Source organism: Streptomyces sp. SCL15-4, from assembly GCF_033366695.1.
Classification (GTDB): Bacteria; Actinomycetota; Actinomycetes; order Streptomycetales; family Streptomycetaceae; genus Streptomyces.
In genome coordinates this window covers 3,812,298-3,834,099 of record NZ_JAOBTQ010000001.1, presented here as the reverse complement: position 1 = coordinate 3,834,099, position 21,802 = coordinate 3,812,298, and the positions used below count along the sequence as shown (strand labels likewise).

Below are 21,802 nucleotides of genomic sequence, written 5' to 3'. Positions count from 1 at the left end.
AAACTGGGCCCATGACTCCTACGACGGAGACCACGGTCGGCATCGGCGGCGCGGCGGAGAGCACCGACATGGTGCTGAACATCGGGCCGCAGCATCCGTCCACGCACGGGGTGCTGCGGCTCAAGCTCGTGCTGGACGGGGAGCGCATCGTGCGCGCGGAGCCGGTGATCGGGTACATGCACCGGGGTGCCGAGAAGCTCTTCGAGGCGCGCGACTACCGGCAGATCATCGTGCTCGCCAACCGCCACGACTGGCTGTCGGCGTTCTCGAACGAGCTGGGCGTGGTCCTCGCGGTGGAGCGGATGCTCGGCATGGAGGTCCCCGAGCGGGCGGTGTGGACGCGCACCCTGCTGGCCGAGCTGAACCGGGTGCTGAACCACCTGATGTTCCTCGGCTCCTACCCGCTGGAGCTGGGCGGGATCACGCCGGTGTTCTACGCGTTCCGGGAGCGCGAGGTGCTCCAGAACGTCATGGAGGAGGTCTCCGGCGGTCGCATGCACTACATGTTCAACCGCGTCGGCGGCCTCAAGGAGGACGTGCCGGCGGGCTGGACGGCACGCGCGCGGGAGGCCGTCGCCGCGGTGCGCTCGCGCATGGACGTCTTCGACGACCTGGTGCTCGGCAACGAGATCTTCCGGGGGCGCACGCGCGGCGTCGGGACGCTCGCGCCCGAGGCGGTGCACGCCTACGGGGTGAGCGGGCCGATCGCGCGCGCCTCGGGCGTCGACTTCGATCTGCGCCGCGACGAGCCGTACCTGGCCTACGGCGCTCTCCAGGACGTCCTGAAGGTGGTGACCCGCTCCGAGGGCGACTGCCTCGCCCGCTTCGAGGTGCTGCTGGAGCAGACCCGCAACGCCCTGGACCTCGCCGACGCCTGCCTGGACCGGCTCGCCGGGCTGCCGCCCGGGCCGATCAACCAGCGGCTGCCGAAGGTGCTGAAGGCGCCCGAGGGGCACACGTACGCGTGGACCGAGAACCCGCTCGGCATCAACGGCTACTACCTGGTCAGCAAGGGCGAGAAGACGCCGTACCGGCTGAAGCTGCGCTCGGCCTCGTACAACAACATCCAGGCGCTGACCGAGCTGCTGCCGGGGACGCTGGTGGCGGACATGGTCGCGATCCTGGGCTCGATGTTCTTCGTGGTCGGCGACATCGACAAGTAGGCCGCCGGGTCGCTACCGGCCCGGTTCCAGCGGGTCCGGGATGCCGACCGGCTGCACCAGCCAGCCGAAGTCGCCGAGGCCGCCCGGTGCCGTGAGTTCGGCGGCCTCTCCGGCGCTCGCGAGGGCGCGCACGTATGCGGAGGGGTCCGTGGAGGCCAGCGCGAGCGGGGGGCGTGCGCCGGTGAGGTCCAAGGCGCGCAGGGCGGCGCGTTGGGTGAGCAGACGCGGGCCTGGAAGGTCGCGCGCCGCCTCGGGGGCCGTGGGTGCCGTTCCAGCGGGCTCCCGCGCCGTGACGGAGGGCGCGGAAGGTGCCGTAGGAGGGGTGAGCGGTGTCGTACGCGCCGGAGCCGCCGGCGTGCACGGCGTGTACTCCGCGCGCGGTGCCGCCGCGCACGCGTCCAGTGCGACGTGCGCCGTGATGTCGCACGAGCCGTCCGGCACGGGTGCCGTCTCGCGGCCCTCGCGGAAGCCGGTGAGCGTTCCGAAGGGCGGGCGCGCGTCCACGGTGTGCGCGTAGTCCACGGCCACCGCGAGTCCCCGTGCCATCCGGGCCACGGCCGCCGCCCAGGCCCGGTCCCGGGGCAGCCCGATCTCCGCCCGCAGCCCCTCCTCGGCCGGCAGCGGCCACCAGCGCGCGAGCCAGTCGGCCTCCGCGCCGGTCACGGGCTCCCCGAGCCGTTCGGCGCCGTCCTCCGCGACGAGCACCAGCCGGGGCACGCCCGCGGCGTCCACCTCCACGACGTCCACGGGGACGTTGTCCAGCCACTCGTTGGCGAACAGCAGCCCGGTGACCACGTCCGGAAGCTCGCTCCGCCAGACGATCCGTTCGTCCAGGCCGGCCGGTCGGCCGGCCAGCTCGACGGCGTACGCACGCGTGCGCGCGGCCACCTCGTCCGGCAGTGCGGCGAGCACCCGGCCGGTCAGCTCGCCCCGCCCGGCGCCCATGTCCACGAAGTCGAGCACGGCGGGGGCCCCGAGCGCCGCGTCCACCCGGCACAGCAGCCGGGCCACGGCCCGCGCGAACAGCGGGGAGGCGTGCACGGACGTACGGAAGTGACCGGCCGGACCCTCCGGACGCCGGTAGAAGCCGTCCGGCCCGTACAGCGCCGCCCCGGCCGCCGCGCGCCAGCCGCGCGGACCGGGCTGCCCGGTGCGTCCGCCCGTCGTCTCATCCGTCACGGGGCCAGACTAGGCGCACAGGTGATCACGGCATCCACCTTGCGGAGTACGCGCGCCCGGCGCGGATCGGCCCTCCGGTTGACCCATACACGCACCCGGTTTCCCTACGCTGGGTTACGTGCAGCGTCTCTATGACTTCCTCCGTCGCCACCCGTTCTGGGTCGACACCTTCTGGGCCGTCGTCCTGTTCGGGATGTCCGCGGTGAGCGAGGTCGGTTTCGACGGGTCGCCGGACCACCACGGATCGCTGCCCGCCGGGATGGCCGTGTCCGCCCTCCTGTGCGCGGTCGTGGCCCTGCGCCGTCGCTTCCCGGAGCCGATGCTGCTGGTCGCCGTGGCGACCGGGCTGGCCCAGCTGGTCCTGGATGTCCAGACGACCGTCGCCGACTTCGCCATGCTGGTGATCACCTACACGGTCGCGGCGATCGGCGCGCGCTGGTCCTCCCGGCTCGCCCTCTCCGTCAGCCTCTGCGCGGCGCCCCTGGCCCAGATCCGCTGGCCGCAGGAACAGGCCAGTTTCGCCGGGCAGATCGCCGTCGCGGTCTTCCAGACGGTGCCCTTCGCCCTCGCCTGGGTGCTCGGCGACTCCATGCGCACCCGGCGCGCCTACTTCGCCCAGCTGGAGGAGCGCGCGGCCCGCCTGGAGAAGGAGCGCGAGGCGCAGTCGAAGGTCGCGGTCGCCGCCGAGCGCGCCCGTATCGCGCGCGAACTGCACGACGTGGTCGCGCACAACGTGTCGGTGATGGTGGTGCAGGCCGACGGCGCCGCCTACGTCATGGACACCGCGCCCGACCAGGCCAGGAAGGCGCTGGAGACGATCTCCTCCACCGGCCGCCAGGCCTTGGCCGAGATGCGCCGCCTGCTGGGCGTGCTGCGCACCGGCGAGCACCAGGAGAGCGGGGAGTACGTCCCGCAGCCCGACGTCGAGCAGATCGACGACCTCGTCGAGCAGTGCCGCAGTTCCGGCCTGCCGGTCGACTTCAAGGTGGAGGGCACCCCGCGCCCGCTGCCCAGCGGGGTGGAGCTGACCGCGTACCGGATCGTGCAGGAGGCGCTCACCAACACCCGCAAGCACGGCGGGCCCAACGCGGGCGCGAGCGTACGGCTGGTGTACTTCGACGACGGCCTCGGCCTGCTGGTCGAGGACGACGGCAAGGGCGCCCCGCACGAGCTGTACGAGGAGGGCGGCGCCGACGGCCGGGGGCACGGCCTGATCGGCATGCGCGAGCGCGTCGGCATGGTCGGCGGCACGCTGGACGCGGGCCCGCGCCCCGGCGGAGGATTCCGCATCAGCGCCCTGCTGCCGCTCAAACCGGCGCACTGACTCCGCGTCGCGCCCCGCGCGCACCACCGCGGCGCGACACGGCACCCTGAGACCGCACCCCACCGCACCCCAGGACGGCCACCGGAAGACGGCGGCCGAGGACACGGAAGAGGACCCATGACGATCCGCGTGATGCTCGTCGACGACCAGGTGCTGCTGCGCACCGGGTTCCGGATGGTGCTCGCCGCCCAGCCGGACATGGACGTCGTCGCGGAGGCGGGCGACGGCGTGGAGGCCCTTCAGGTGCTGCGGTCCACCGCCGTCGACGTCATCCTGATGGACGTCCGGATGCCGAAGCTGGACGGCGTGGAGGCCACCCGGCGGATCTGCTCCGAGCCCGACCCGCCGAAGGTCCTCATCCTCACCACGTTCGACCTGGACGAGTACGCCTTCTCCGGGCTGAAGGCGGGCGCCTCCGGCTTCATGCTCAAGGACGTGCCGCCCGGCGACCTGCTGGCCGCGATCCGCGCCGTGCACAGCGGTGACGCGGTCGTCGCGCCCTCCACCACCCGGCGGCTGCTGGACCGCTTCGCGCCGATGCTGCCCGCCACCGGCGGCGAGCCCCGGCACAAGGAGCTGGAACGGCTCACGGAGCGCGAGCGCGAGGTCATGGTGCTGGTCGCCCAAGGCCTGTCCAACGGCGAGATCGCGGCCCGGCTGGTGCTGAGCGAGGCCACGGTGAAGACCCACGTGGGCCGCATCCTGACCAAGCTCGGCCTCCGGGACCGGGTGCAGGTGGTCGTCCTGGCGTACGAGACGGGACTCGTGCGCGCGGGCGGCCACGGCTGACCGCTTCGGCCGGTCCCGCGGCGGCGGCTCAGCGCAGGACGCCCTCGATGAAGTCGCTGCCGAGCCGGGCCACCGCAGCCAGGTCCAGCTGGTGCTGGACGTACCGGCCGCGCCGGCAGTCGGTGATCAGGCCCGCCTTCTTCAGCACCGACAGGTGCCGGGATATCTCGGGCGCCGTCATGCCGTGCGCGTCGGCCAGCTCGCTGGTGGTGTGCGGGGAGCGCGCGAGGTGCCGGCACAGCCGCATCCGCACCGGGTGCGCCAGCGCGTCCAGCCGGCGCGTGAGCTGTTCCACGGACGGGGTCTGCGGCCGGGGACCGCTCGCGGGATAGGTGATCGTCGGCTGCCAGCCGTACCGGTGCAGCACCATCAGGTGCGGCCAGCCGAGGCTGGTCGGCACCAGCACCAGGCCGCCGTCGCCGGTGGCGGTGCGGCCCGTCAGCAGCTTGTCGACCGTGATCAGCCGGCCCGCCTCGTCCAGCGACACCGCCCCGGACAGCGCGGCGAGGGCCTCGCCGAGGCCCTTGCGGCGCAGCAGTTCGGTCTTGTGCCGGGCGTCCGCGGCCAGCTGGGGCTGGATCCGGGCCCAGGTGTCGGCGAAGAACGCGTCGTCGCAGTCGAGCATCAGCTGCCGGAACCAGGCGCGCACGGCCGGCGGATCGGTCAGCAGGCGCCGCGTGAACCGCTCCTGCACGGCACCGCGCGCGGCGGCCAGCTCCAGGGAGCGGCGGCGCAGCTCCGGGTCCTCCAGCGGGCCGGTCTCCTGGACGTCGTAGCGCAGCTGGCAGGTGAACTCCAGCGCGGCGTTGACGAACTGCCCGTCCGTCAGCTTGTCCAGCAGGTCCAGTTCCTCGGCGAGCGTGGCCCCGGGCAGCGTGCGCCCGCCCGGGATGCCGGCGAACGGGGCGAAGACGTCCGAGAACGTCGAACGCCACAGGAAGTCCGCCTCGCACAACCGGTCGGCCAGGCAGGGGTCCAGCCGGGAGGAGACGGCGGTCGCCCATCCCCGCAGGTCGGGATGGTGGCCGGGCTCGCTCAGCGCGTGCAGCGCCATCCCCAGCTCCGCCAGCGGAGACGGCACGACGGTGACCTGCTCCAGCGGCAGTCCGGTGATGTCGATGGTCACGCTCATGCCCCCATCGTGCACCGGCCCACCGACAGCGCCCGCGTCGATTGACGGCAGCCGTCAATCGACGGGACAGCCGCGCGGTCGGGACAGCAGGCTGAAGGCACCGGGGCAGCCGCGGAGCCCGATCAGTCACCCGATCAGTTCACGTCCCGAGAAGGTTGTCCGCCATGAGCATCACCCAGCAGTACCTCCTCGACACCTACCGCGCCCGTCTGCACGGCGAGCCCGGACCGCCCGCGCCGGGCCGGCACGACCTGGACGCGCTGCGCGAACTACGGGAGCACCGGCGCTTCGACGCCGTCGTCGCCGGGCGCCCGGCGCGCGGACGGCTGCGGTCCGTCCTGCGCCGGTGGCTGCGGCCGAGAGCGCTGTGACGCCGGCCGCGGCGGCGTGCGGCGCGCAGGCCCCGCGTGGGCGTGGGTGTCGCACGCGCCGCTCACGCGCCGGGCAGCCGGCGCGTGAAGCCGGCGACGGCCGCCCGTACGTCGTCCGCCGTCCAGTCCAGGCCCTGTGAGCGCACCGAGACCTCCGTGAAGGCCAGTCCCGGCCCGCCCTGGTCCCAGGCATCGGCGAAGAGGAACGTGCCCGTCTCCTCCGCCTGCCGCACGGCCGCCTCCATCAGGACGTCGGCGTCGTACGGCAGCCAGACCCGGAACTCGTTGGTGTGCGGCTCCTCGGGGTGCACGCGGGCCCACGGGAGGCCGGCCGCGGCGAAGCCCTCGCGCAGCGCGGCGGCGACCACGCGCGCGTGCCGCACGTAGTCCGGGAGCCGGGGCAGTTCGCGCTCCAGTCCGACGAGCGCGGACAGCACGGTGGGGAACTGCTGGTAGACCGCGCCGCCGTACCGGTGCCGCCAGGTCCTGGCCTCCTCCACCAGCGTGCGCGGGCCGGCCAGCGCGGCGCCGCCGAAACCGTCGAGGGACTTGTAGAACGACACGTAGACGCTGTCGGCGAGGCCCGCGATCTCCGCCAGGGGCCGGCCGAAGTGGACCGCGCACTCCCACAGGCGCGCGCCGTCGAAGTGCACCACCGCGTCGCGCTCCCGCGCCGCCTCGACGACCTCGGTCAGCTCCTCCCAGGCCGGCAGCACGAAACCGGCGTCCCGGAGGGGCAGCTCCAGCATCAGCGTCCCGAAGGGCTCGGGGAAGTCGCGTATCTCGGCCGCCGTGGGCAGCCGGGGCGCGCCGGTCACCCGCACCGGGCGCAACCCGCTGACCTGGCTGAACGCATGCCGTTCGTGCACCTCGGGGTGGGCCAGGGCGTGCAGGGCCACCGCCGGGTCGCCGGTGCGGCCCGCCCAGCAGCGCAAGGCCACCTGCTGGGCCATCGTGCCGGTCGGGAAGAAGGCGGCGGCCTCCGTGCCGAGCAGGGCCGCGACCCGCTCCTCCAGATCGGCCACGATCCCGTCGCCGTAGACGTCCGAGTACCGGTCCAGGTCGTACACCTCGGACGCCGCCTCCAGGACCGCCAGCCGCTCCCGGATCGTGCGCCGGTAGCCCGGCCGCGACAGCACCCGTTCCGCCGTCGCGAAGGCGGCCCGGCGCCGTTCCCGCAGCCGCTCCGCCGCGGCCGGGCGCGTGTCCGGCCGCTGGTCGTCGTACTCGTGTTCGTCCGGTATCGCCGCATCAGTCATGGACGGATCATGACGCTCCACGCGCGCGCGGGCAGTCGATTTTCCGCCCGGGGGTGTGGACAAACCCACAGCCTGTGGACGACCGGCCGCCGCCGCACCGGATAGCGTTAACATGACGAGAAATCGTCCGGTACCCAGAGCGGACTGGAACGGGAAGGCCGCCGTCGCGTGAGTACAGTCCACCAGCCAGACCTCAAGGACCGCCCCGCGCGGCTCACCGTCGGTGTCGTCGGCGCCGGCCGCGTGGGCCCCGCGCTGGCCGCGTCCCTCCAGCTCGCCGGGCACCGCCCGGTGGCCGTCTCCGGAGTCTCCGACGCCTCCCGCAGGCGCGCCGAGGCCATGCTCCCGGGCGTCCCGCTGGTGCCGCCCGCCGAGGTGCTCCAGCGCGCCGACCTGGTCCTGCTCACCGTCCCCGACGACACCCTGCCCGGCCTGGCCGCCGGCCTCGCCGAGACCGGCGCGGTACGGCCGGGACAGCTGCTGGTGCACACCTCCGGCCGGTACGGCGCGAGGGTCCTCGACCCCGCCCTGCGCGCGGGCGCCCTGCCGCTGGCCCTGCACCCGGCGATGACCTTCACCGGCACCCCGGTGGACGTCCAGCGCCTCGCGGGCTGCTCCTTCGGCGTCACCGCGCCCGAGGAACTGCGGCTGGCCGCCGAGGCCCTGGTGATCGAGATGGGCGGCGAGCCGGAGTGGATCAGCGAGGAGAACCGCCCGCTGTACCACGCGGCCCTCGCCCTCGGCTCCAACCACCTGGTGACCCTGGTCGCCCAGTCCATGGACCTGCTGCGCGCGGCCGGCGTCGGCGCGCCCGACCGGATGCTCGGCCCGCTGCTCGGCGCCGCCCTGGACAACGCGCTGCGCTCCGGCGACGCCGCCCTGACCGGCCCGGTCGCGCGCGGGGACGCCGGCACGGTCGCCGCGCACATCACCGAACTGCGCAGGCACGCCCCGCAGACCGTGGCCGGCTATCTGGCGATGGCGCGCGCGACGGCCGACCGCGCGCTCGCGGGCGGCCTGCTGAAGCCGGAACTCGCCGAGGACCTCCTCGGGGTACTCGCCGACGGGGGCCGCACGAGCCACGGCACCGGCGGCACCACCGGAGCCAGCGGCACGACCGGCACCGACGCAGCGAACGGCACCGACGGCACGACCGGTACCGACGGCACCACCGGCACCACCGGCACCGAGGGAACGACCGGCACCGACGGCCCGACCGGCACCGAGGGGAACGACCGATGACCACCGCCCTGCTGAGCACCGCCGAAGAGCTGCACGCACGCGTGCGCCACGGCCGCCGCGCCGTCGTGATGACCATGGGCGCCCTGCACGAGGGCCACGCCACCCTGATCCGCTCCGCGCGCGAGATCGCGGGCCCGGACGGCGAGGTCGTCGTCACCGTCTTCGTCAACCCGCTCCAGTTCGGCGCGGGCGAGGACCTGGACCGCTACCCGCGCACCCTGGACGCCGACCTGGCACTCGCCGGGCGGGCCGGCGCGGACGCCGTGTTCGCGCCCTCCGTGGACGAGGTGTACCCCGGCGGCGAACCCCAGGTACGCGTCAGCGCCGGGCCCATGGGCGAGCGCCTGGAGGGTGCCGCGCGGCCCGGCCACTTCGACGGCATGCTCACCGTCGTCGCCAAGCTGCTCCACCTCACCCGCCCGGACGTCGCCTTGTTCGGGCAGAAGGACGCCCAGCAGCTGGCCCTGATCCGGCGCATGGTGCGGGACCTGAACTTCGGCGTGGAGATCGTCGCCGTACCCACCGTGCGCGAGGAGGACGGGCTCGCCCTGTCCAGCCGCAACCGCTACCTCTCGCCCGAGGAGCGCCGGACCGCGCTCGCGCTGTCCCGCGCGCTGTTCGCCGGCCGGGACCGGCACGCGGCGCAGGAGGCGCTGCGCGCGCGGGCCCGGGAAGTGCCCGCCACGCGCGCGCGTGCCGAGGCGCTGAGCGCCATAGGCGAGTCCCGCGCCGCCGCCGACGCGCACGCCGTGGCCACCGCCGCGCCCGGCGGCCCGGCGGCCGTGCGCGCCGCCGCCCACCAGGTCCTGGACGAGGCCGTCCGCCTCGACCCGCCGCTGCGGCTGGACTACCTGGCGCTGGTCGACCCCGCCGACTTCACCGAGATCGGCGCCGACTTCACCGGCGAGGCCGTCCTCGCCGTCGCCGCCCGGGTCGGCTCGACCCGGCTGATCGACAACATCCCCCTCACCTTCGGAGCCGCCTCGTGACCAGCACAGGCATACGACTGCACGCGCCCGCCCCCGGCTGGGCCATCTCCGCGGACGTGGTCGTCGTCGGCTCCGGCGTGGCCGGCCTGACCGCGGCCCTGCGCTGCGAGGCCGCCGGCCTCACCACCGTCGTGGTCACCAAGGCCCGGCTGGACGACGGCTCCACGCGCTGGGCGCAGGGCGGCATCGCGGCCGCCCTCGGCGAGGGCGACACCCCCGAACAGCACCTTCAGGACACCCTCGTCGCCGGCGCGGGCCTGTGCGACGAGGAGGCCGTACGGACCCTCGTCACCGAGGGTCCCGACGCGGTCCGGCGGCTGATCTCCACCGGCGCCCACTTCGACACCGACGACGAGGGCGACATCCACCTCACCCGGGAGGGCGGTCACCACCGGCGCCGCATCGCGCACGCCGGCGGCGACGCGACCGGCGCCGAGGTCTCCCGGGCGCTGGTGGAAGCGGTCCGCGCGCGCGGGCTGCACACCATCGAGAACGCGCTGGTCCTGGACCTGCTGACGGACGCCGACGGCCGTACGGCCGGCGTCACCCTGCATGTGATGGGCGAGGGCCAGCACGACGGCGTGGGCGCCGTGCACGCCCCCGCGGTGGTCCTCGCGACCGGCGGTATGGGCCAGGTGTTCTCCGCGACCACCAACCCGTCGGTGTCGACCGGTGACGGCGTGGCGCTGGCGCTGCGCGCGGGCGCCGAGGTCTCCGACCTGGAGTTCGTCCAGTTCCACCCGACCGTGCTGTTCCTCGGCCCGGACGCCGAGGGCCAGCAGCCGCTGGTCTCCGAGGCGGTGCGCGGCGAGGGCGCCCACCTGGTCGACGGCGACGGCACGCGCTTCATGGTGGGCCAGCACGAGCTGGCCGAGCTGGCGCCCCGGGACATCGTCGCCAAGGGCATCCTGCGGCGGATGCTGGAGCAGGGCGCCGAGCACATGTACCTGGACGCGCGGCACTTCGGCGCCGAGATGTGGGAGCAGCGCTTCCCGACCATCCTGGCCGCCTGCCGCGCCCACGGCATCGACCCGGTCACCGAGCCCATCCCGGTCGCCCCGGCCGCCCACTACGCCTCCGGAGGCGTGCGCACCGACGCCCACGGCCGCACCACCGTGCCCGGCCTGTACGCGTGCGGCGAGGTCGCGTGCACCGGCGTGCACGGCGCCAACCGGCTCGCCTCCAACTCCCTGCTCGAAGGGCTCGTCTACGCCGAGCGGATCGCCGCCGACATCGCCGCCGCGCGAGCGGACGACGCCCTCCACGCGCGCGTGCCCGCGCCGGTCGCGCAGCCGGACCAGCCCGCGCACCCGCTGCTCGCTCCCGAGACCCGGTTCGCCATCCAGCGGACCATGACCGAGGGCGCGGGCGTCCTGCGCTCCGAGGAGTCCCTCGCCCGGGCCGCCGACCGGCTCCAGCGGCTGCACGCCGAGGCCAGGGAGGCGCTGGAGGAGAACGGCAAGACCGCCGAGCCCGGCGTGGACACCTGGGAGGCGACGAACCTCCTGTGCGTGGCCCGGGTGCTGGTCGCCGCCGCCCGGCTGCGCGAGGAGACCCGCGGCTGCCACTGGCGCGAGGACCGCGCCGACCGCGACGACGCCCGCTGGCGGCGCCACATCGTCGTACGGCTCAATCCGGACCGGTCGCTGGCCGTACGCACCACCGACACCGCAGACTTCCCCCCTACCCGGCAATTCCAGCGCCCCCAGGAGCAGTGACAGACGTGAGCACCGACGACCTTCCTCTCGTCCCCACCGGCGGCTGCGGCGACGGCTGCGGCTGCGGCGCCGAGGGCGACGAGGAGTACCTGGAGTGCGGGCTGGACCCCGCGCTCGCCGAGCTGCTGGCCGCCGCCGGGCTCGACCCGGTCGAGGTCGAGGACATCGCGACCGTCGCCATCCAGGAGGACCTGGCCGGCGGCGTGGACGTGACCACGGTCTCGACCATCTCCGAGGACGCGGTGGCCACCGGCGACTTCACCGCGCGCGAGGCGGGCGTCGTGGCCGGCCTCCGGGTCGCCGAGGCCGTGCTCTCCGTGGTCTGCACGGACGAGTTCGAGGTCGAGCGGCACGTGGACGACGGCGACCGGGTGGAGGCCGGGCAGAAGCTGCTGTCGGTCACCACGCGCACCCGTGACCTGCTCACCGCCGAGCGCAGCGCGCTGAACCTGCTGTGCCGGCTGTCCGGCATCGCGACCGCCACGCGCGCGTGGGCGGACGCGCTGGAGGGCACGAAGGCGCGCGTGCGGGACACCCGCAAGACGACCCCGGGCCTGCGCGCGCTGGAGAAGTTCGCCGTCCGCTGCGGCGGAGGCGTCAACCACCGCATGTCGCTGTCCGACGCGGCCCTGGTGAAGGACAACCACGTGGTCGCCGCCGGCGGCGTCGCGCAGGCGTTCACGGCCGTACGGGAGGCCTTCCCGGACGTGCCGATCGAGGTCGAGGTCGACACCCTGCACCAGCTGCGCGAGGTGGTGGACGCGGGCGCCGACCTGATCCTGCTGGACAACTTCACGCCCGGCGAGTGCGAGGAGGCCGTCGGTATCGTCGGCGGCCGGGCGCTGCTGGAGGCCTCCGGCCGGCTGACGCTCGCGAACGCGCGCGCGTACGCCGACACGGGCGTGGACTTCCTGGCCGTCGGCGCGCTCACCCACTCCTCGCCGATCCTGGACATCGGCCTGGATCTGCGCGAAGCGGAGTAACGGCCATGCTGCTCACCATCGACGTCGGCAACACGCACACCGTCCTCGGCCTGTTCGACGGCGAGGACATCGTGGAGCACTGGCGCATCTCCACGGACGCGCGCCGCACCGCGGACGAGCTGGCGGTGCTTCTCCAGGGCCTGATGGGCATGCACCCGCTGCTCGGCGAGGAACTGGGCGACGGCATCGACGGCATCGCGATCTGCGCGACCGTGCCGTCGGTGCTGCACGAGCTGCGCGAGGTCACCCGGCGGTACTACGGCGACGTGCCCGCCGTCCTGGTCGAGCCGGGCGTGAAGACGGGCGTGCCGATCCTCACCGACAACCCCAAGGAGGTCGGCGCCGACCGGATCATCAACGCGGTCGCGGCCGTCGAGCTGTACGGCGGCCCGGCGATCGTCGTCGACTTCGGTACGGCGACCACGTTCGACGCGGTCTCCGCGCGCGGGGAGTACGTCGGCGGGGTGATCGCGCCCGGTATCGAGATCTCCGTGGAGGCGCTCGGCGTCAAGGGCGCGCAGCTGCGGAAGATCGAGGTGGCCCGGCCGCGCAGCGTGATCGGCAAGAACACCGTCGAGGCCATGCAGGCCGGCATCGTGTACGGGTTCGCCGGCCAGGTCGACGGCGTGGTGGACCGGATGGCCCGGGAGCTGGCCGACGACCCGGACGACGTGACGGTGATCGCCACGGGCGGGCTCGCGCCGATGGTGCTGGGGGAGTCCTCGGTGATCGACGAGCACCAGCCGTGGCTGACGCTGATCGGGCTGCGCCTGGTCTACGAACGGAACGTGTCCCGGCTGTAAGGACCTCGGAGGGCCCGGACGAGGGAACCGGGGAGCGACACGCGGCGAAAAAACGTCCTGCTGTGTCACTTTTGTCCGATTAGCGCTAGCGTCGCCGCATGCCCACGCCATACGGATCCCGCGGCGGCATGGCGTTCGGCGCGGAGGAGCTGCGTGTGCTCCGCCGCGCCCTCGCCCTCGCCCTCCACCCCGGCCACGCCACCGCCGAGGACGTCCAGGACTGCCTCCGGCTCGCCGACTCGCTGGACGAGGCGCTGTGCGAGGGGGCCAGGCTGCGCGCCTTCCTGGTGGCCGACCTGGGCCGCTACCGGGCCGCTCTGCCGGGCACGGTCGCCGGCTACCTCGCGCTGCTGGAGGAGGCCCTCGGGGCCGGGCACCGTCCCACGCCGGACGATCTCGCCGCGCTCCGGGCGCTGCGCGGGAACCGGATGGCGGCGGCGCTGCTGGACCGCTGCCAGGCTCTGGCCGAGCAGGACGTACGGGCACGGTTCGCGCAGGGTGGGCGCAGGGCGCCGGCGCCCGCCGTGCCGGCCGCGCGGACGCGGCTGCTGGCCCTCGCGGGCGGGGCGGGGGACTGCGGGGCGCGAGGGGAGGACGGGGCGGCCGCAGAGCCGCCGAAGCCGGCGGAGAAGCCGGCGCCGGTGCCTCCGGCGGAGCGGCCCGGGCCGGACCCGGAGGCGCCGAAGCGGCCCATCCCCACACCGGGTGAGGTCTTCCCGCGCCGCAAGCCGGCCCCGCCCGCGGAGCCGCCGGCCCCGCAGCGGCTGGCCGCGGTCTGAACGACGGCGGACCCCTGCCGGACGCTCGCCGTCCGCGGCTTGCGGCCGCCGGACGAGGGCGCCGTCCGGCCGTGCGGGTCTCGCGGCCGGGTGCGGGCTCGTGGCGCGTGCGGGTGGTTCGCGCACCCCGCCCCTTTCGTCCGGGCCGCCGTGGCTACTCTGGAGGCATGGACTACGTCTCCGCGCTCGTGCCCCCGGTCGTCATGGCCGTGTTCTTCATCGGTGTGGTCAGGGTGATCGTGAAGACCCAGGGCGGGGCCGCCAAGGCCAAGGAGGACGCGGCCGTCGACGCCGCCCTCGCCCGCGCGGACGCCGCGTCCACGCGCCCCGCCGCCGACGTCTGACCGACCCCGGCCGGACGCGCGTCCCCGGGGAGGACCCGGCCGCGCGGGATCCCCGCGCGGCCGCTGCGCGCTGCCCGCGGACGCCGCCCGTCCCGGCGGTCCCGGAGCCCTCGCGTTTCCCACCCGCACGACCTTTTTGTTCGGTTTTGCCGTCCTAGCGCACGTCCGGCACGCCATTGGCCGGTTCTCCCACTATTGTTCTGAGCTGTGCCTCGCCCATTGGGAGAACTCGAAGACGCGGTCATGACGCGGGTGTGGAAGTGGAACCGCCCGGTGACCGTTCGAGAAGTCCTGGAAGACCTCCAGCGGGAACGCTCGATCGCGTACACCACCGTGATGACCGTTTTGGACAATCTCCATCAGAAGGGCTGGGTGCGCCGTGAGGCGGAAGGCCGGGCCTATCGATATGAAGCCGTGTCGACACGCGCCGCCTACGCCGCGGCCCTGATGAACGACGCCTGGTCCCAGAGCGACAACCCGGCGGCCGCTCTCGTCGCCTTCTTCGGCATGATGAGCGAGGAACAGCGCCAGGCCCTCAGGGACGCCGTACGCATCGTCCAGGGACCGGAAGAAACCCGGGAAGCCGCCGAAGCCCGGCAACAGGAAGCGCCCGAAGCCCGGCAAGAGGAGAACCCCGGCTCGGCAGAGGACGCCGGCGGGCGATAGCGTCCGCTCATGTCAGCAGAGCGTGCCGAAGTCTCCGCAAAAGCCATCACCGTCCGGCGGGCCCGGACCAGCGATGTCCCGGCCGTGCGCCGCCTCCTCGACGCCTACGTCCGCGGCCGCATCCTGCTCGACAAAGCCACCGTCACGCTTTACGAGGACATCCAGGAGTTCTGGGTCGCCGAACGCGACGACAACGCCGAGGTCGTCGGCTGCGGAGCGCTGCACGTCATGTGGGAGGACCTGGCGGAAGTACGCACTCTCGCGGTGAAGCCCGGCCTCAAGGGCGCCGGCGTGGGACATCAGTTGCTGGAGAAGTTGCTGGAGACCGCGCGCTGGCTCGGCGTTCGCCGGGTTTTCTGCCTGACCTTCGAAGTGGACTTCTTCGGGAAGCACGGCTTCGTGGAGATCGGGGAGACGCCGGTCGACACCGATGTGTACGCGGAGCTGTTGCGTTCCTATGACGAGGGCGTCGCGGAGTTCCTCGGTCTCGAACGAGTGAAGCCGAACACCTTGGGCAACAGTCGGATGCTTCTGCATCTGTGATCGTCATTGCCAGGGGTGCCCTATGTCCGAAACGCGCATGTTTCCGGGCGGGGCCGGGGTGCCGGGTCACTCCCGAGGGTTTGTGTTTTTCCGGCAAAAGCGGTTTGCTTTCCGACGTACTGCAGTACTGCATATAACAGGGGCGGCGAAACGGCGGACGCCGCACACCCCTGGTCCTCAACGTTATCGATGAAAGGAAATGCGGTGGCACAGAAGGTTCAGGTCCTTCTTGTCGACGACCTCGACGGCGGCGAGGCGGACGAGACCGTGACGTTCGCGCTGGACGGCAAGACGTACGAGATCGATCTCACGACCGCCAACGCGGACAAGCTGCGCGGCCTTCTCGAGCCCTATGTGAAGGGCGGGCGCCGTACCGGTGGCCGTGCTTCCGGCGGGCGCGGAAAGGCGCGTGCCGCTTCCGGCGGCAACCAGGACACCGCGGCCATCCGCGCCTGGGCGAAGGAGAACGGTTACGAGGTCAACGACCGGGGCCGTGTTCCCGCGTCGATTCGCGAGGCCTACGAGAAGGCCAACGGCTGATCCCGCCGGCCGACGGAACGCCCGGCGCACCCGCGCCGCAGCCGGACCCGGTGACAGTGCGCTGCCACCGTGTCCACCAGCCGTACGAGATCGGGGGCGCTCCCCTCGCGCCCCATGGCCGGCACGGCCGTCACACCGGGCATGCCCGGCATGGCCGGCAGCGAGGCGTCGACCTCCTCGCGTCCCGGTCCGGGGGGCCGCAGCCACACGGCGGCCCCCTGCGCTGACACGGCCCGCCCGCACCCGGCCGGCGCCGGGGCCCGCAGCGTGCCGCCCGGTCCCAGGGCCCGCAGGTCCAGGGCCACCGGGCCCCATTCCAGCCACTCCAGCAGCCCTGGCAGCTCCTCCGCGCCGCCCGGAGCCACCAGCAGCTCCATGCGATCGCCCCGGAGGATCACCGGGGAGCCCGGCGCGAGATGCCGCAGCGCCCGCGCGCCCGCCTCGGCCGGCACGTCCAGCACGTCGAACCGCACCCCCGTGACCAGCCGCAGCGGCCGTCCGGGCGCGGTCGGCCAGCCCAGTTCGTTCTCGTACCGGTGCCGGGCCCGGGCGTCCGGGCCGGCGCCCGGGCCTCCGGGCGGCGCGGCCGTGGCGGCGGGCCGGCGGGGCGGGGGGACCGAGGTCGTCACGGGGACGGAGCCAGCCATGCCCACTGCAACCGCCGCGGCGGCATCCGGGTTACGCTGGGTGCGCCGTCGGCTGCGAAGAGTGCCGGTGGAAGGGGCGCGTGGGGGTCCGGGGAGACGCAAGGCTGTTCGCCCGTAGCGGAGGGAACCGGTGCGCGCGGCATGGAGTGTCAGTCCCTGCGGGTAAGACATCCCTAGTGGGAGGGGGCGACACGCAGAACGGGCCGTCTCACGTTCGCCAACGGCGTACTGGCGAGTGGGGTAACTGCCTGGCCTGCGGGAACATCGTCTCGCACCATCGGGTTGGAGCAGATGTCGGCGCACACGGTCAGGAGGCCATCGACGGTGTCGGCAGTTGGAATGAGCGGTCCCCGCTTGCGGGACTAAGCTGCGGAAGGACAGGGAGGGGAAGTTCCCCCCACTGCCTGACCGCTCTGAGGAGCGATTAACGATGTTCGAGAGGTTCACCGACCGCGCGCGGCGGGTTGTCGTCCTGGCTCAGGAAGAAGCCCGGATGCTCAACCACAACTACATCGGCACCGAGCACATCCTCCTGGGTCTCATCCACGAGGGCGAAGGTGTCGCCGCTAAGGCCCTGGAGAGCCTCGGCATTTCGCTTGAGGCGGTCCGCCAGCAGGTGGAGGAGATCATCGGTCAGGGCCAGCAGGCTCCGTCCGGGCACATCCCCTTCACCCCCCGTGCCAAGAAGGTCCTGGAGCTGTCGCTCCGCGAGGCTCTTCAGCTGGGCCACAACTACATCGGCACGGAGCACATCCTGCTCGGCCTGATCCGTGAGGGCGAGGGCGTCGCGGCCCAGGTCCTGGTCAAGCTGGGCGCAGACCTCAACCGGGTGCGGCAGCAGGTCATCCAGCTGCTCTCCGGTTACCAGGGCAAGGAGACCGCCACCGCGGGCGGCCCGGCCGAGGGCACCCCCTCGACCTCTCTGGTCCTGGACCAGTTCGGCCGGAACCTCACCCAGGCCGCTCGTGAGTCCAAGCTCGACCCGGTCATCGGGCGCGAGAAGGAGATCGAGCGGGTCATGCAGGTGCTGTCCCGCCGCACGAAGAACAACCCGGTCCTGATCGGTGAGCCGGGCGTCGGCAAGACCGCCGTCGTCGAGGGCCTCGCCCAGGCCATCGTCAAGGGCGAGGTGCCCGAGACCCTCAAGGACAAGCACCTCTACACGCTGGACCTCGGCGCCCTGGTCGCCGGCTCCCGCTACCGCGGTGACTTCGAGGAGCGCCTGAAGAAGGTGCTCAAGGAGATCCGCACCCGCGGCGACATCATCCTGTTCATCGACGAGCTGCACACGCTGGTCGGTGCGGGTGCCGCCGAGGGCGCCATCGACGCGGCGAGCATCCTGAAGCCGATGCTGGCCCGCGGCGAACTCCAGACCATCGGTGCGACCACGCTGGACGAGTACCGCAAGCACCTGGAGAAGGACGCGGCCCTCGAGCGCCGCTTCCAGCCCATCCAGGTCGCCGAGCCGTCCCTGCCGCACACGATCGAGATCCTCAAGGGCCTGCGCGACCGGTACGAGGCGCACCACCGCGTCTCGATCACGGACGAGGCCCTGGTCCAGGCGGCCACCCTGGCCGACCGGTACATCTCGGACCGCTTCCTGCCGGACAAGGCGATCGACCTGATCGACGAGGCCGGTTCCCGGATGCGCATCCGCCGGATGACCGCTCCGCCGGACCTGCGCGAGTTCGACGAGAAGATCGCCGGCGTCCGCCGGGACAAGGAGTCCGCGATCGACTCGCAGGACTTCGAGAAGGCCGCCTCGCTGCGCGACAAGGAGAAGCAGCTCCTCGCCGCCAAGGCGAAGCGGGAGAAGGAGTGGAAGGCCGGCGACATGGACGTCGTCGCCGAGGTCGACGGCGAGCTGATCGCCGAGGTCCTCGCCACGGCCACCGGCATCCCGGTCTTCAAGCTGACCGAGGAGGAGTCCAGCCGCCTGCTCCGCATGGAGGAGGAGCTGCACAAGCGGGTCATCGGCCAGAACGACGCCGTCAAGGCGCTGTCGAAGGCGATCCGCCGTACCCGCGCCGGCCTGAAGGACCCGAAGCGTCCGGGTGGCTCGTTCATCTTCGCCGGCCCGTCCGGTGTCGGTAAGACCGAGCTGTCCAAGGCGCTCGCCGAGTTCCTCTTCGGTGACGAGGACGCCCTGATCTCCCTCGACATGTCGGAGTTCAGCGAGAAGCACACGGTCTCCCGCCTCTTCGGTTCGCCCCCCGGCTACGTGGGCTACGAGGAGGGCGGCCAGCTGACGGAGAAGGTGCGCCGCAAGCCGTTCTCGGTCGTCCTGTTCGACGAGGTCGAGAAGGCCCACCCGGACATCTTCAACTCGCTGCTGCAGATCCTGGAGGACGGTCGCCTGACCGACTCCCAGGGCCGGGTCGTGGACTTCAAGAACACGGTCATCATCATGACGACCAACCTCGGCACCCGGGACATCTCCAAGGGCTTCAACCTCGGCTTCGCCGCCGCGGGTGACACGAAGACCAACTACGAGCGCATGAAGAACAAGGTGTCGGACGAGCTGAAGCAGCACTTCCGCCCCGAGTTCCTCAACCGCGTCGACGACGTGGTCGTCTTCCCGCAGCTGACGCAGGAGGACATCCTGCGGATCGTCGACCTGATGGTCGGCAAGGTGGACGAGCGCCTGAAGGACCGGGACATGGGCATCGAGCTGTCCCAGTCCGCCAAGGAGCTGCTGTCCAAGAAGGGTTACGACCCGGTGCTGGGCGCCCGGCCGCTGCGCCGCACGATCCAGCGCGAGATCGAGGACACGCTCTCGGAGAAGATCCTCTTCGGCGAGCTGCGTCCCGGTCACATCGTGGTCGTGGACACCGAGGGCGAGGGCGACGCCGCCACCTTCACCTTCCGCGGTGAGGAGAAGTCGGCCCTGCCGGACGCCCCGCCGATCGAGCAGGCCGCGGGTGGGGCGGGTCCCAACCTGAGCAAGGACGCGTAAGCCTCCGGCGGTTCGACCGACGTGAAGGGGCCGGTGCCTTTGGGCACCGGCCCCTTCAGCGTTGCCTACGTGCGGGGTTACGACAACTGTCCGTCGTAGTCCGGGAGCTTGAAGGTCTTCTCGGCGTGGCCGCCGGAGAGGTCCGTGGTGTTGTTGCCTATGTTCGCGATGATCGTGTAGCCGTCGTTCTCTATGCCGACGCGCTGGGCGGTCTTGTAGGCGGCGACGTCCTTGAAGAGGTCGGTCAGGCCGCGGACGTGGAGGCCGGCGACCTCATAGCCGTCGTGTTCGAGGTTGTACTCGGTGGGCCAGTACAGGACGCCGGGACGGGCGGTGACGAAGAAGAGGGAGACGCCGCGCTCCTGGGCGTAGCGGGCGACGTCGAGGACGGGCCGGTTGGCGGGCTGGGGGTAGCTGAAGCCGAAGTCGGTCTCCAGCGTGGTGTTGTCGATGTCGAAGACGATCGCCTGCTTCTCGCCGGGCCGGGCGGCGGCGATGCGTTGCTTGAGGTAGGGCAGGGCCTGGTCCATGACGGCCTGGCAGTCCTTCTGCCAGGTGGCGTGGTCGACCTTCGCGGCCGTGATGCCGGCCGCGGCCGGGGCCGGGGCGGCCTGCGCCGGGGCGGCCTGTACGGCCACGGCGGCCAGCGCGGCCAGCGCGACGGCGGTCACGGAGCTGCGGCGCGCCCAGGGGCGTCTGGTCATCGGTGGGGGTCCTCTCACGTCCGTACGCGTGTCCGTACGCGTCCTGAAGGTCAGGGGCATGATCCGAGCCGAGGATGGCGCGAGAGGAACCGTAGGGTTACCGGACGGTAGGTGGATAGAGGTCTGCGTCACAATTACGTGCTCGTCGGTTTATCGGGCCGGTGACATGCCGCACAGGAGGTACGTCACCTACTAAGCCACCCGGTGAACGGAAATAGGCGGATAAAAGGGATTTTCTTCGCGGAAGTCGGCCGCGGGAAGCGAGGGAAAGCCCGACGTCAGGCGCGGTGGCCACCAGGCGCGGCGGGTGTCAAGAATCGGCCGTTTTCGCCGGGCATCTACTACTCGATGCCGTAGAGGGGCCCTTTGTCAGCGCTCGGGGTGCTCGGTTACCAAGTAATGGCCGCTGCGGTGGATGTCTTCGACGGACGTCCGTGTGCCGGGTGGCCGACCAGTCCCCGAGTTCACGAGGTCACGATGTTCCGACGCTTCACGTCCCGCTCCGCCCGTACGTCCTCGCTCCGCACCCGCGTGGCCGTCATGGCCGCCGGTCTCGGCGCCACGGCCGTCCTGGGCACCGGGGTCGCGAGCGCCGCCACCGCGTCCGCCACGTCCTGGGTCGACCCGGTGAGGCACTACACGCTCTCCGCCAGCTTCATGCAGGCCGGCGGTCACTGGGTCGCCAAGCACAGCGGCCAGGACTTCGCCGTGCCGACCGGCACCGAGGTCGTCGCCGCGCACGGCGGCACCGTCGTCAAGGCCGGTCCCAACGGCGCCGGCGACGGCCCGGCGTACGGCAACGCCGTCGTCATCAAGCACGGCAACGGCACCTACTCGCAGTACGCGCACCTGTCCCGCATCGACGTGCGGATCGGCCAGGTCGTGGCGACCGGCCAGCACATCGCGCTGTCCGGCTCCACCGGCAACTCCACCGGCCCGCACCTGCACTTCGAGATCCGCACCACCCCGAACTACGGCTCCGCCGTCAACCCGGTCGCGTTCCTGCGCGCCCACGGCGTGACGGTCTGACCTAGTCCTTGTGGCGGGCGTGTTCGTGCGCCTGCCGGATCATGTCCAAGGCGACTTCGAGAACGGCTTCGCGCCGCTTCTCGGAGTCGCCTTCGACGTCCTGCAGCACGAACATCCCGGCGTGCAGCGTGAACATCGCGCTGACCGAGCGCACCTGGTCCACCAGCTCCGCCTCCGGGGTGATGAGGATGTCCCGCAGGCCGCGCATCCGGTCCTTGAAGGTGTCGCCGATGCGCAGTTCGCGTACCGTCGCCTGGTTCTCCTGCATGAAGCGGAACAGCGGTTCCGCGCCCGCCAGCGCCTCGCTGTAGCGGCGGATGATCTCCTCTTTGGTCTCCAGGGTGCCCGGCTGTCCTCTGCCCCACTCGATGAGGTCCTCGATCGGCTGCGTCAGGTCCTCGAAGAGGCTGACGATGATCTCTTCCTTCGTCTTGAAGTGGTAGTACAGCGCCGCCTTGGTCACGTCGAGGCGCTCGGCGATCTCCCGCAGGGAGGTCTTCTCGTAGCCCTGCTCCGCGAAGAGTTCGAGGGCCACGTCCTGGATGCGCTGGCGGGTGTTGCCGCGGCGCTGCTGCTTGGTGCCGTCCATGGTGCCGCCCATCCTCGTACTCCTCGCGCTTCCGCGAAACTTACTTGACGCCC

The 21,802-nt window shown here is 72.5% G+C and carries 22 protein-coding genes; 16 read left to right on the top strand and 6 right to left on the bottom strand.

All coding sequences use genetic code 11. The features are described 5' to 3' along the window. Window positions 1-11 precede the first annotated feature (11 nt). Entirely contained in the window at window positions 12-1,163 is a 1,152-nt protein-coding gene (locus SCK26_RS16675) for an NADH-quinone oxidoreductase subunit D (protein ID WP_318202101.1), read from the top strand. A 12-nt stretch (window positions 1,164-1,175) separates the two neighbouring features. Here SCK26_RS16675 and SCK26_RS16670 read toward each other — a convergent pair whose 3' ends face one another. Then, window positions 1,176-2,342 (bottom strand): SAM-dependent methyltransferase, encoded by a 1,167-nt coding sequence (locus tag SCK26_RS16670; protein WP_318202100.1) that lies wholly within the window; start codon window positions 2,340-2,342, stop codon window positions 1,176-1,178. 118 nt (window positions 2,343-2,460) lie between these two features. Here SCK26_RS16670 and SCK26_RS16665 point away from each other — a divergent pair, with 118 nt between their 5' ends. Both SCK26_RS16665 and SCK26_RS16660 read left to right on the top strand, forming a co-directional pair. After that, a complete protein-coding gene (locus SCK26_RS16665) occupies window positions 2,461-3,666 on the top strand; it encodes a sensor histidine kinase (RefSeq protein WP_318202099.1) in 1,206 nt (401 codons plus the stop codon). Window positions 3,667-3,783: 117 nt separating this feature from the next. Next, the gene (locus SCK26_RS16660; protein ID WP_318202098.1) at window positions 3,784-4,455 is read left to right on the top strand and encodes a response regulator transcription factor; all 672 of its coding nucleotides are present in this window, start codon (window positions 3,784-3,786) and stop codon (window positions 4,453-4,455) included. A 28-nt stretch (window positions 4,456-4,483) separates the two neighbouring features. On the opposite strand, the gene SCK26_RS16655 is transcribed toward SCK26_RS16660, so the two are convergent. Further along, on the bottom strand, window positions 4,484-5,587 hold the full coding sequence (locus tag SCK26_RS16655) for a DUF5937 family protein (RefSeq protein WP_318202097.1): 1,104 nt from the start codon (window positions 5,585-5,587) through the stop codon (window positions 4,484-4,486). A 164-nt stretch (window positions 5,588-5,751) separates the two neighbouring features. On the opposite strand from SCK26_RS16655, the gene SCK26_RS16650 reads away from it, so the two are divergent. Continuing rightward, window positions 5,752-5,958 (top strand): hypothetical protein, encoded by a 207-nt coding sequence (locus tag SCK26_RS16650; protein WP_318202096.1) that lies wholly within the window; start codon window positions 5,752-5,754, stop codon window positions 5,956-5,958. 62 nt (window positions 5,959-6,020) lie between these two features. Here the strand turns inward: SCK26_RS16650 and SCK26_RS16645 are convergent, their stop codons facing one another. Further along, on the bottom strand, window positions 6,021-7,217 hold the full coding sequence (locus tag SCK26_RS16645; RefSeq protein WP_318202095.1) for a threonine aldolase family protein: 1,197 nt from the start codon (window positions 7,215-7,217) through the stop codon (window positions 6,021-6,023). 168 nt (window positions 7,218-7,385) lie between these two features. Here SCK26_RS16645 and SCK26_RS16640 point away from each other — a divergent pair, with 168 nt between their 5' ends. The 10 genes from SCK26_RS16640 to SCK26_RS16595 all read left to right on the top strand — a co-directional run bounded on the left by SCK26_RS16640 (window position 7,386) and on the right by SCK26_RS16595 (window position 15,824). Beyond that, window positions 7,386-8,459, top strand: coding sequence for a Rossmann-like and DUF2520 domain-containing protein (locus SCK26_RS16640; protein WP_318202094.1), 1,074 nt, complete (start codon window positions 7,386-7,388; stop codon window positions 8,457-8,459). Next, window positions 8,456-9,448, top strand: a complete 993-nt coding sequence (gene panC / locus SCK26_RS16635; protein WP_318202093.1) for a pantoate--beta-alanine ligase — start codon at window positions 8,456-8,458, stop codon at window positions 9,446-9,448. The genes SCK26_RS16640 and panC overlap by 4 nt, the downstream gene beginning before the upstream one ends. After that, window positions 9,445-11,166: an L-aspartate oxidase gene (locus SCK26_RS16630; protein WP_318202092.1), complete on the top strand. Its 1,722-nt coding sequence runs from the start codon at window positions 9,445-9,447 to the stop codon at window positions 11,164-11,166. The genes panC and SCK26_RS16630 overlap by 4 nt, the downstream gene beginning before the upstream one ends. A gap of 5 nt (window positions 11,167-11,171) precedes the next feature. Beyond that, complete coding sequence (gene nadC / locus SCK26_RS16625) at window positions 11,172-12,149, top strand: carboxylating nicotinate-nucleotide diphosphorylase (RefSeq protein ID WP_318202091.1); 978 nt, start codon at window positions 11,172-11,174, stop codon at window positions 12,147-12,149. Window positions 12,150-12,154: 5 nt separating this feature from the next. After that, window positions 12,155-12,952 carry a type III pantothenate kinase gene (locus SCK26_RS16620; protein ID WP_030606136.1) on the top strand — a complete coding sequence of 266 codons (798 nt, stop codon included), beginning with the start codon at window positions 12,155-12,157 and terminating at the stop codon, window positions 12,950-12,952. Window positions 12,953-13,080: 128 nt separating this feature from the next. Further along, a complete protein-coding gene (locus SCK26_RS16615; protein ID WP_318206023.1) occupies window positions 13,081-13,731 on the top strand; it encodes a hypothetical protein in 651 nt (216 codons plus the stop codon). Window positions 13,732-13,898: 167 nt separating this feature from the next. Then, window positions 13,899-14,075 carry a hypothetical protein gene (locus tag SCK26_RS16610; protein ID WP_318202090.1) on the top strand — a complete coding sequence of 59 codons (177 nt, stop codon included), beginning with the start codon at window positions 13,899-13,901 and terminating at the stop codon, window positions 14,073-14,075. Window positions 14,076-14,318: 243 nt separating this feature from the next. Beyond that, complete coding sequence (locus SCK26_RS16605) at window positions 14,319-14,741, top strand: BlaI/MecI/CopY family transcriptional regulator (RefSeq protein ID WP_358693673.1); 423 nt, start codon at window positions 14,319-14,321, stop codon at window positions 14,739-14,741. A 9-nt stretch (window positions 14,742-14,750) separates the two neighbouring features. Next, window positions 14,751-15,284, top strand: a complete 534-nt coding sequence (locus SCK26_RS16600; protein WP_318202088.1) for an amino-acid N-acetyltransferase — start codon at window positions 14,751-14,753, stop codon at window positions 15,282-15,284. 204 nt (window positions 15,285-15,488) lie between these two features. Then, window positions 15,489-15,824 (top strand): histone-like nucleoid-structuring protein Lsr2, encoded by a 336-nt coding sequence (locus tag SCK26_RS16595; protein ID WP_030606126.1) that lies wholly within the window; start codon window positions 15,489-15,491, stop codon window positions 15,822-15,824. Here the strand turns inward: SCK26_RS16595 and SCK26_RS16590 are convergent. Then, complete coding sequence (locus SCK26_RS16590; protein WP_412080751.1) at window positions 15,803-16,471, bottom strand: SCO3374 family protein; 669 nt, start codon at window positions 16,469-16,471, stop codon at window positions 15,803-15,805. The genes SCK26_RS16595 and SCK26_RS16590 overlap by 22 nt on opposite strands. 430 nt (window positions 16,472-16,901) lie before the next feature. Between SCK26_RS16590 and SCK26_RS16585 the strand changes: the two genes are divergently transcribed. Beyond that, entirely contained in the window at window positions 16,902-19,427 is a 2,526-nt protein-coding gene (locus SCK26_RS16585; protein WP_318202086.1) for an ATP-dependent Clp protease ATP-binding subunit, read from the top strand. A gap of 77 nt (window positions 19,428-19,504) precedes the next feature. Here SCK26_RS16585 and SCK26_RS16580 read toward each other — a convergent pair whose 3' ends face one another. Continuing rightward, window positions 19,505-20,131 carry an HAD family acid phosphatase gene (locus SCK26_RS16580; RefSeq protein ID WP_318202085.1) on the bottom strand — a complete coding sequence of 209 codons (627 nt, stop codon included), beginning with the start codon at window positions 20,129-20,131 and terminating at the stop codon, window positions 19,505-19,507. 477 nt (window positions 20,132-20,608) lie between these two features. Between SCK26_RS16580 and SCK26_RS16575 the strand changes: the two genes are divergently transcribed. After that, window positions 20,609-21,160 (top strand): M23 family metallopeptidase, encoded by a 552-nt coding sequence (locus tag SCK26_RS16575; protein ID WP_318202084.1) that lies wholly within the window; start codon window positions 20,609-20,611, stop codon window positions 21,158-21,160. A gap of 1 nt (window position 21,161) precedes the next feature. Here SCK26_RS16575 and SCK26_RS16570 read toward each other — a convergent pair whose 3' ends face one another. Next, window positions 21,162-21,761, bottom strand: coding sequence for a TetR/AcrR family transcriptional regulator (locus tag SCK26_RS16570; RefSeq protein ID WP_318202083.1), 600 nt, complete (start codon window positions 21,759-21,761; stop codon window positions 21,162-21,164). Between the last annotated feature and the right edge of the window lie 41 nt (window positions 21,762-21,802).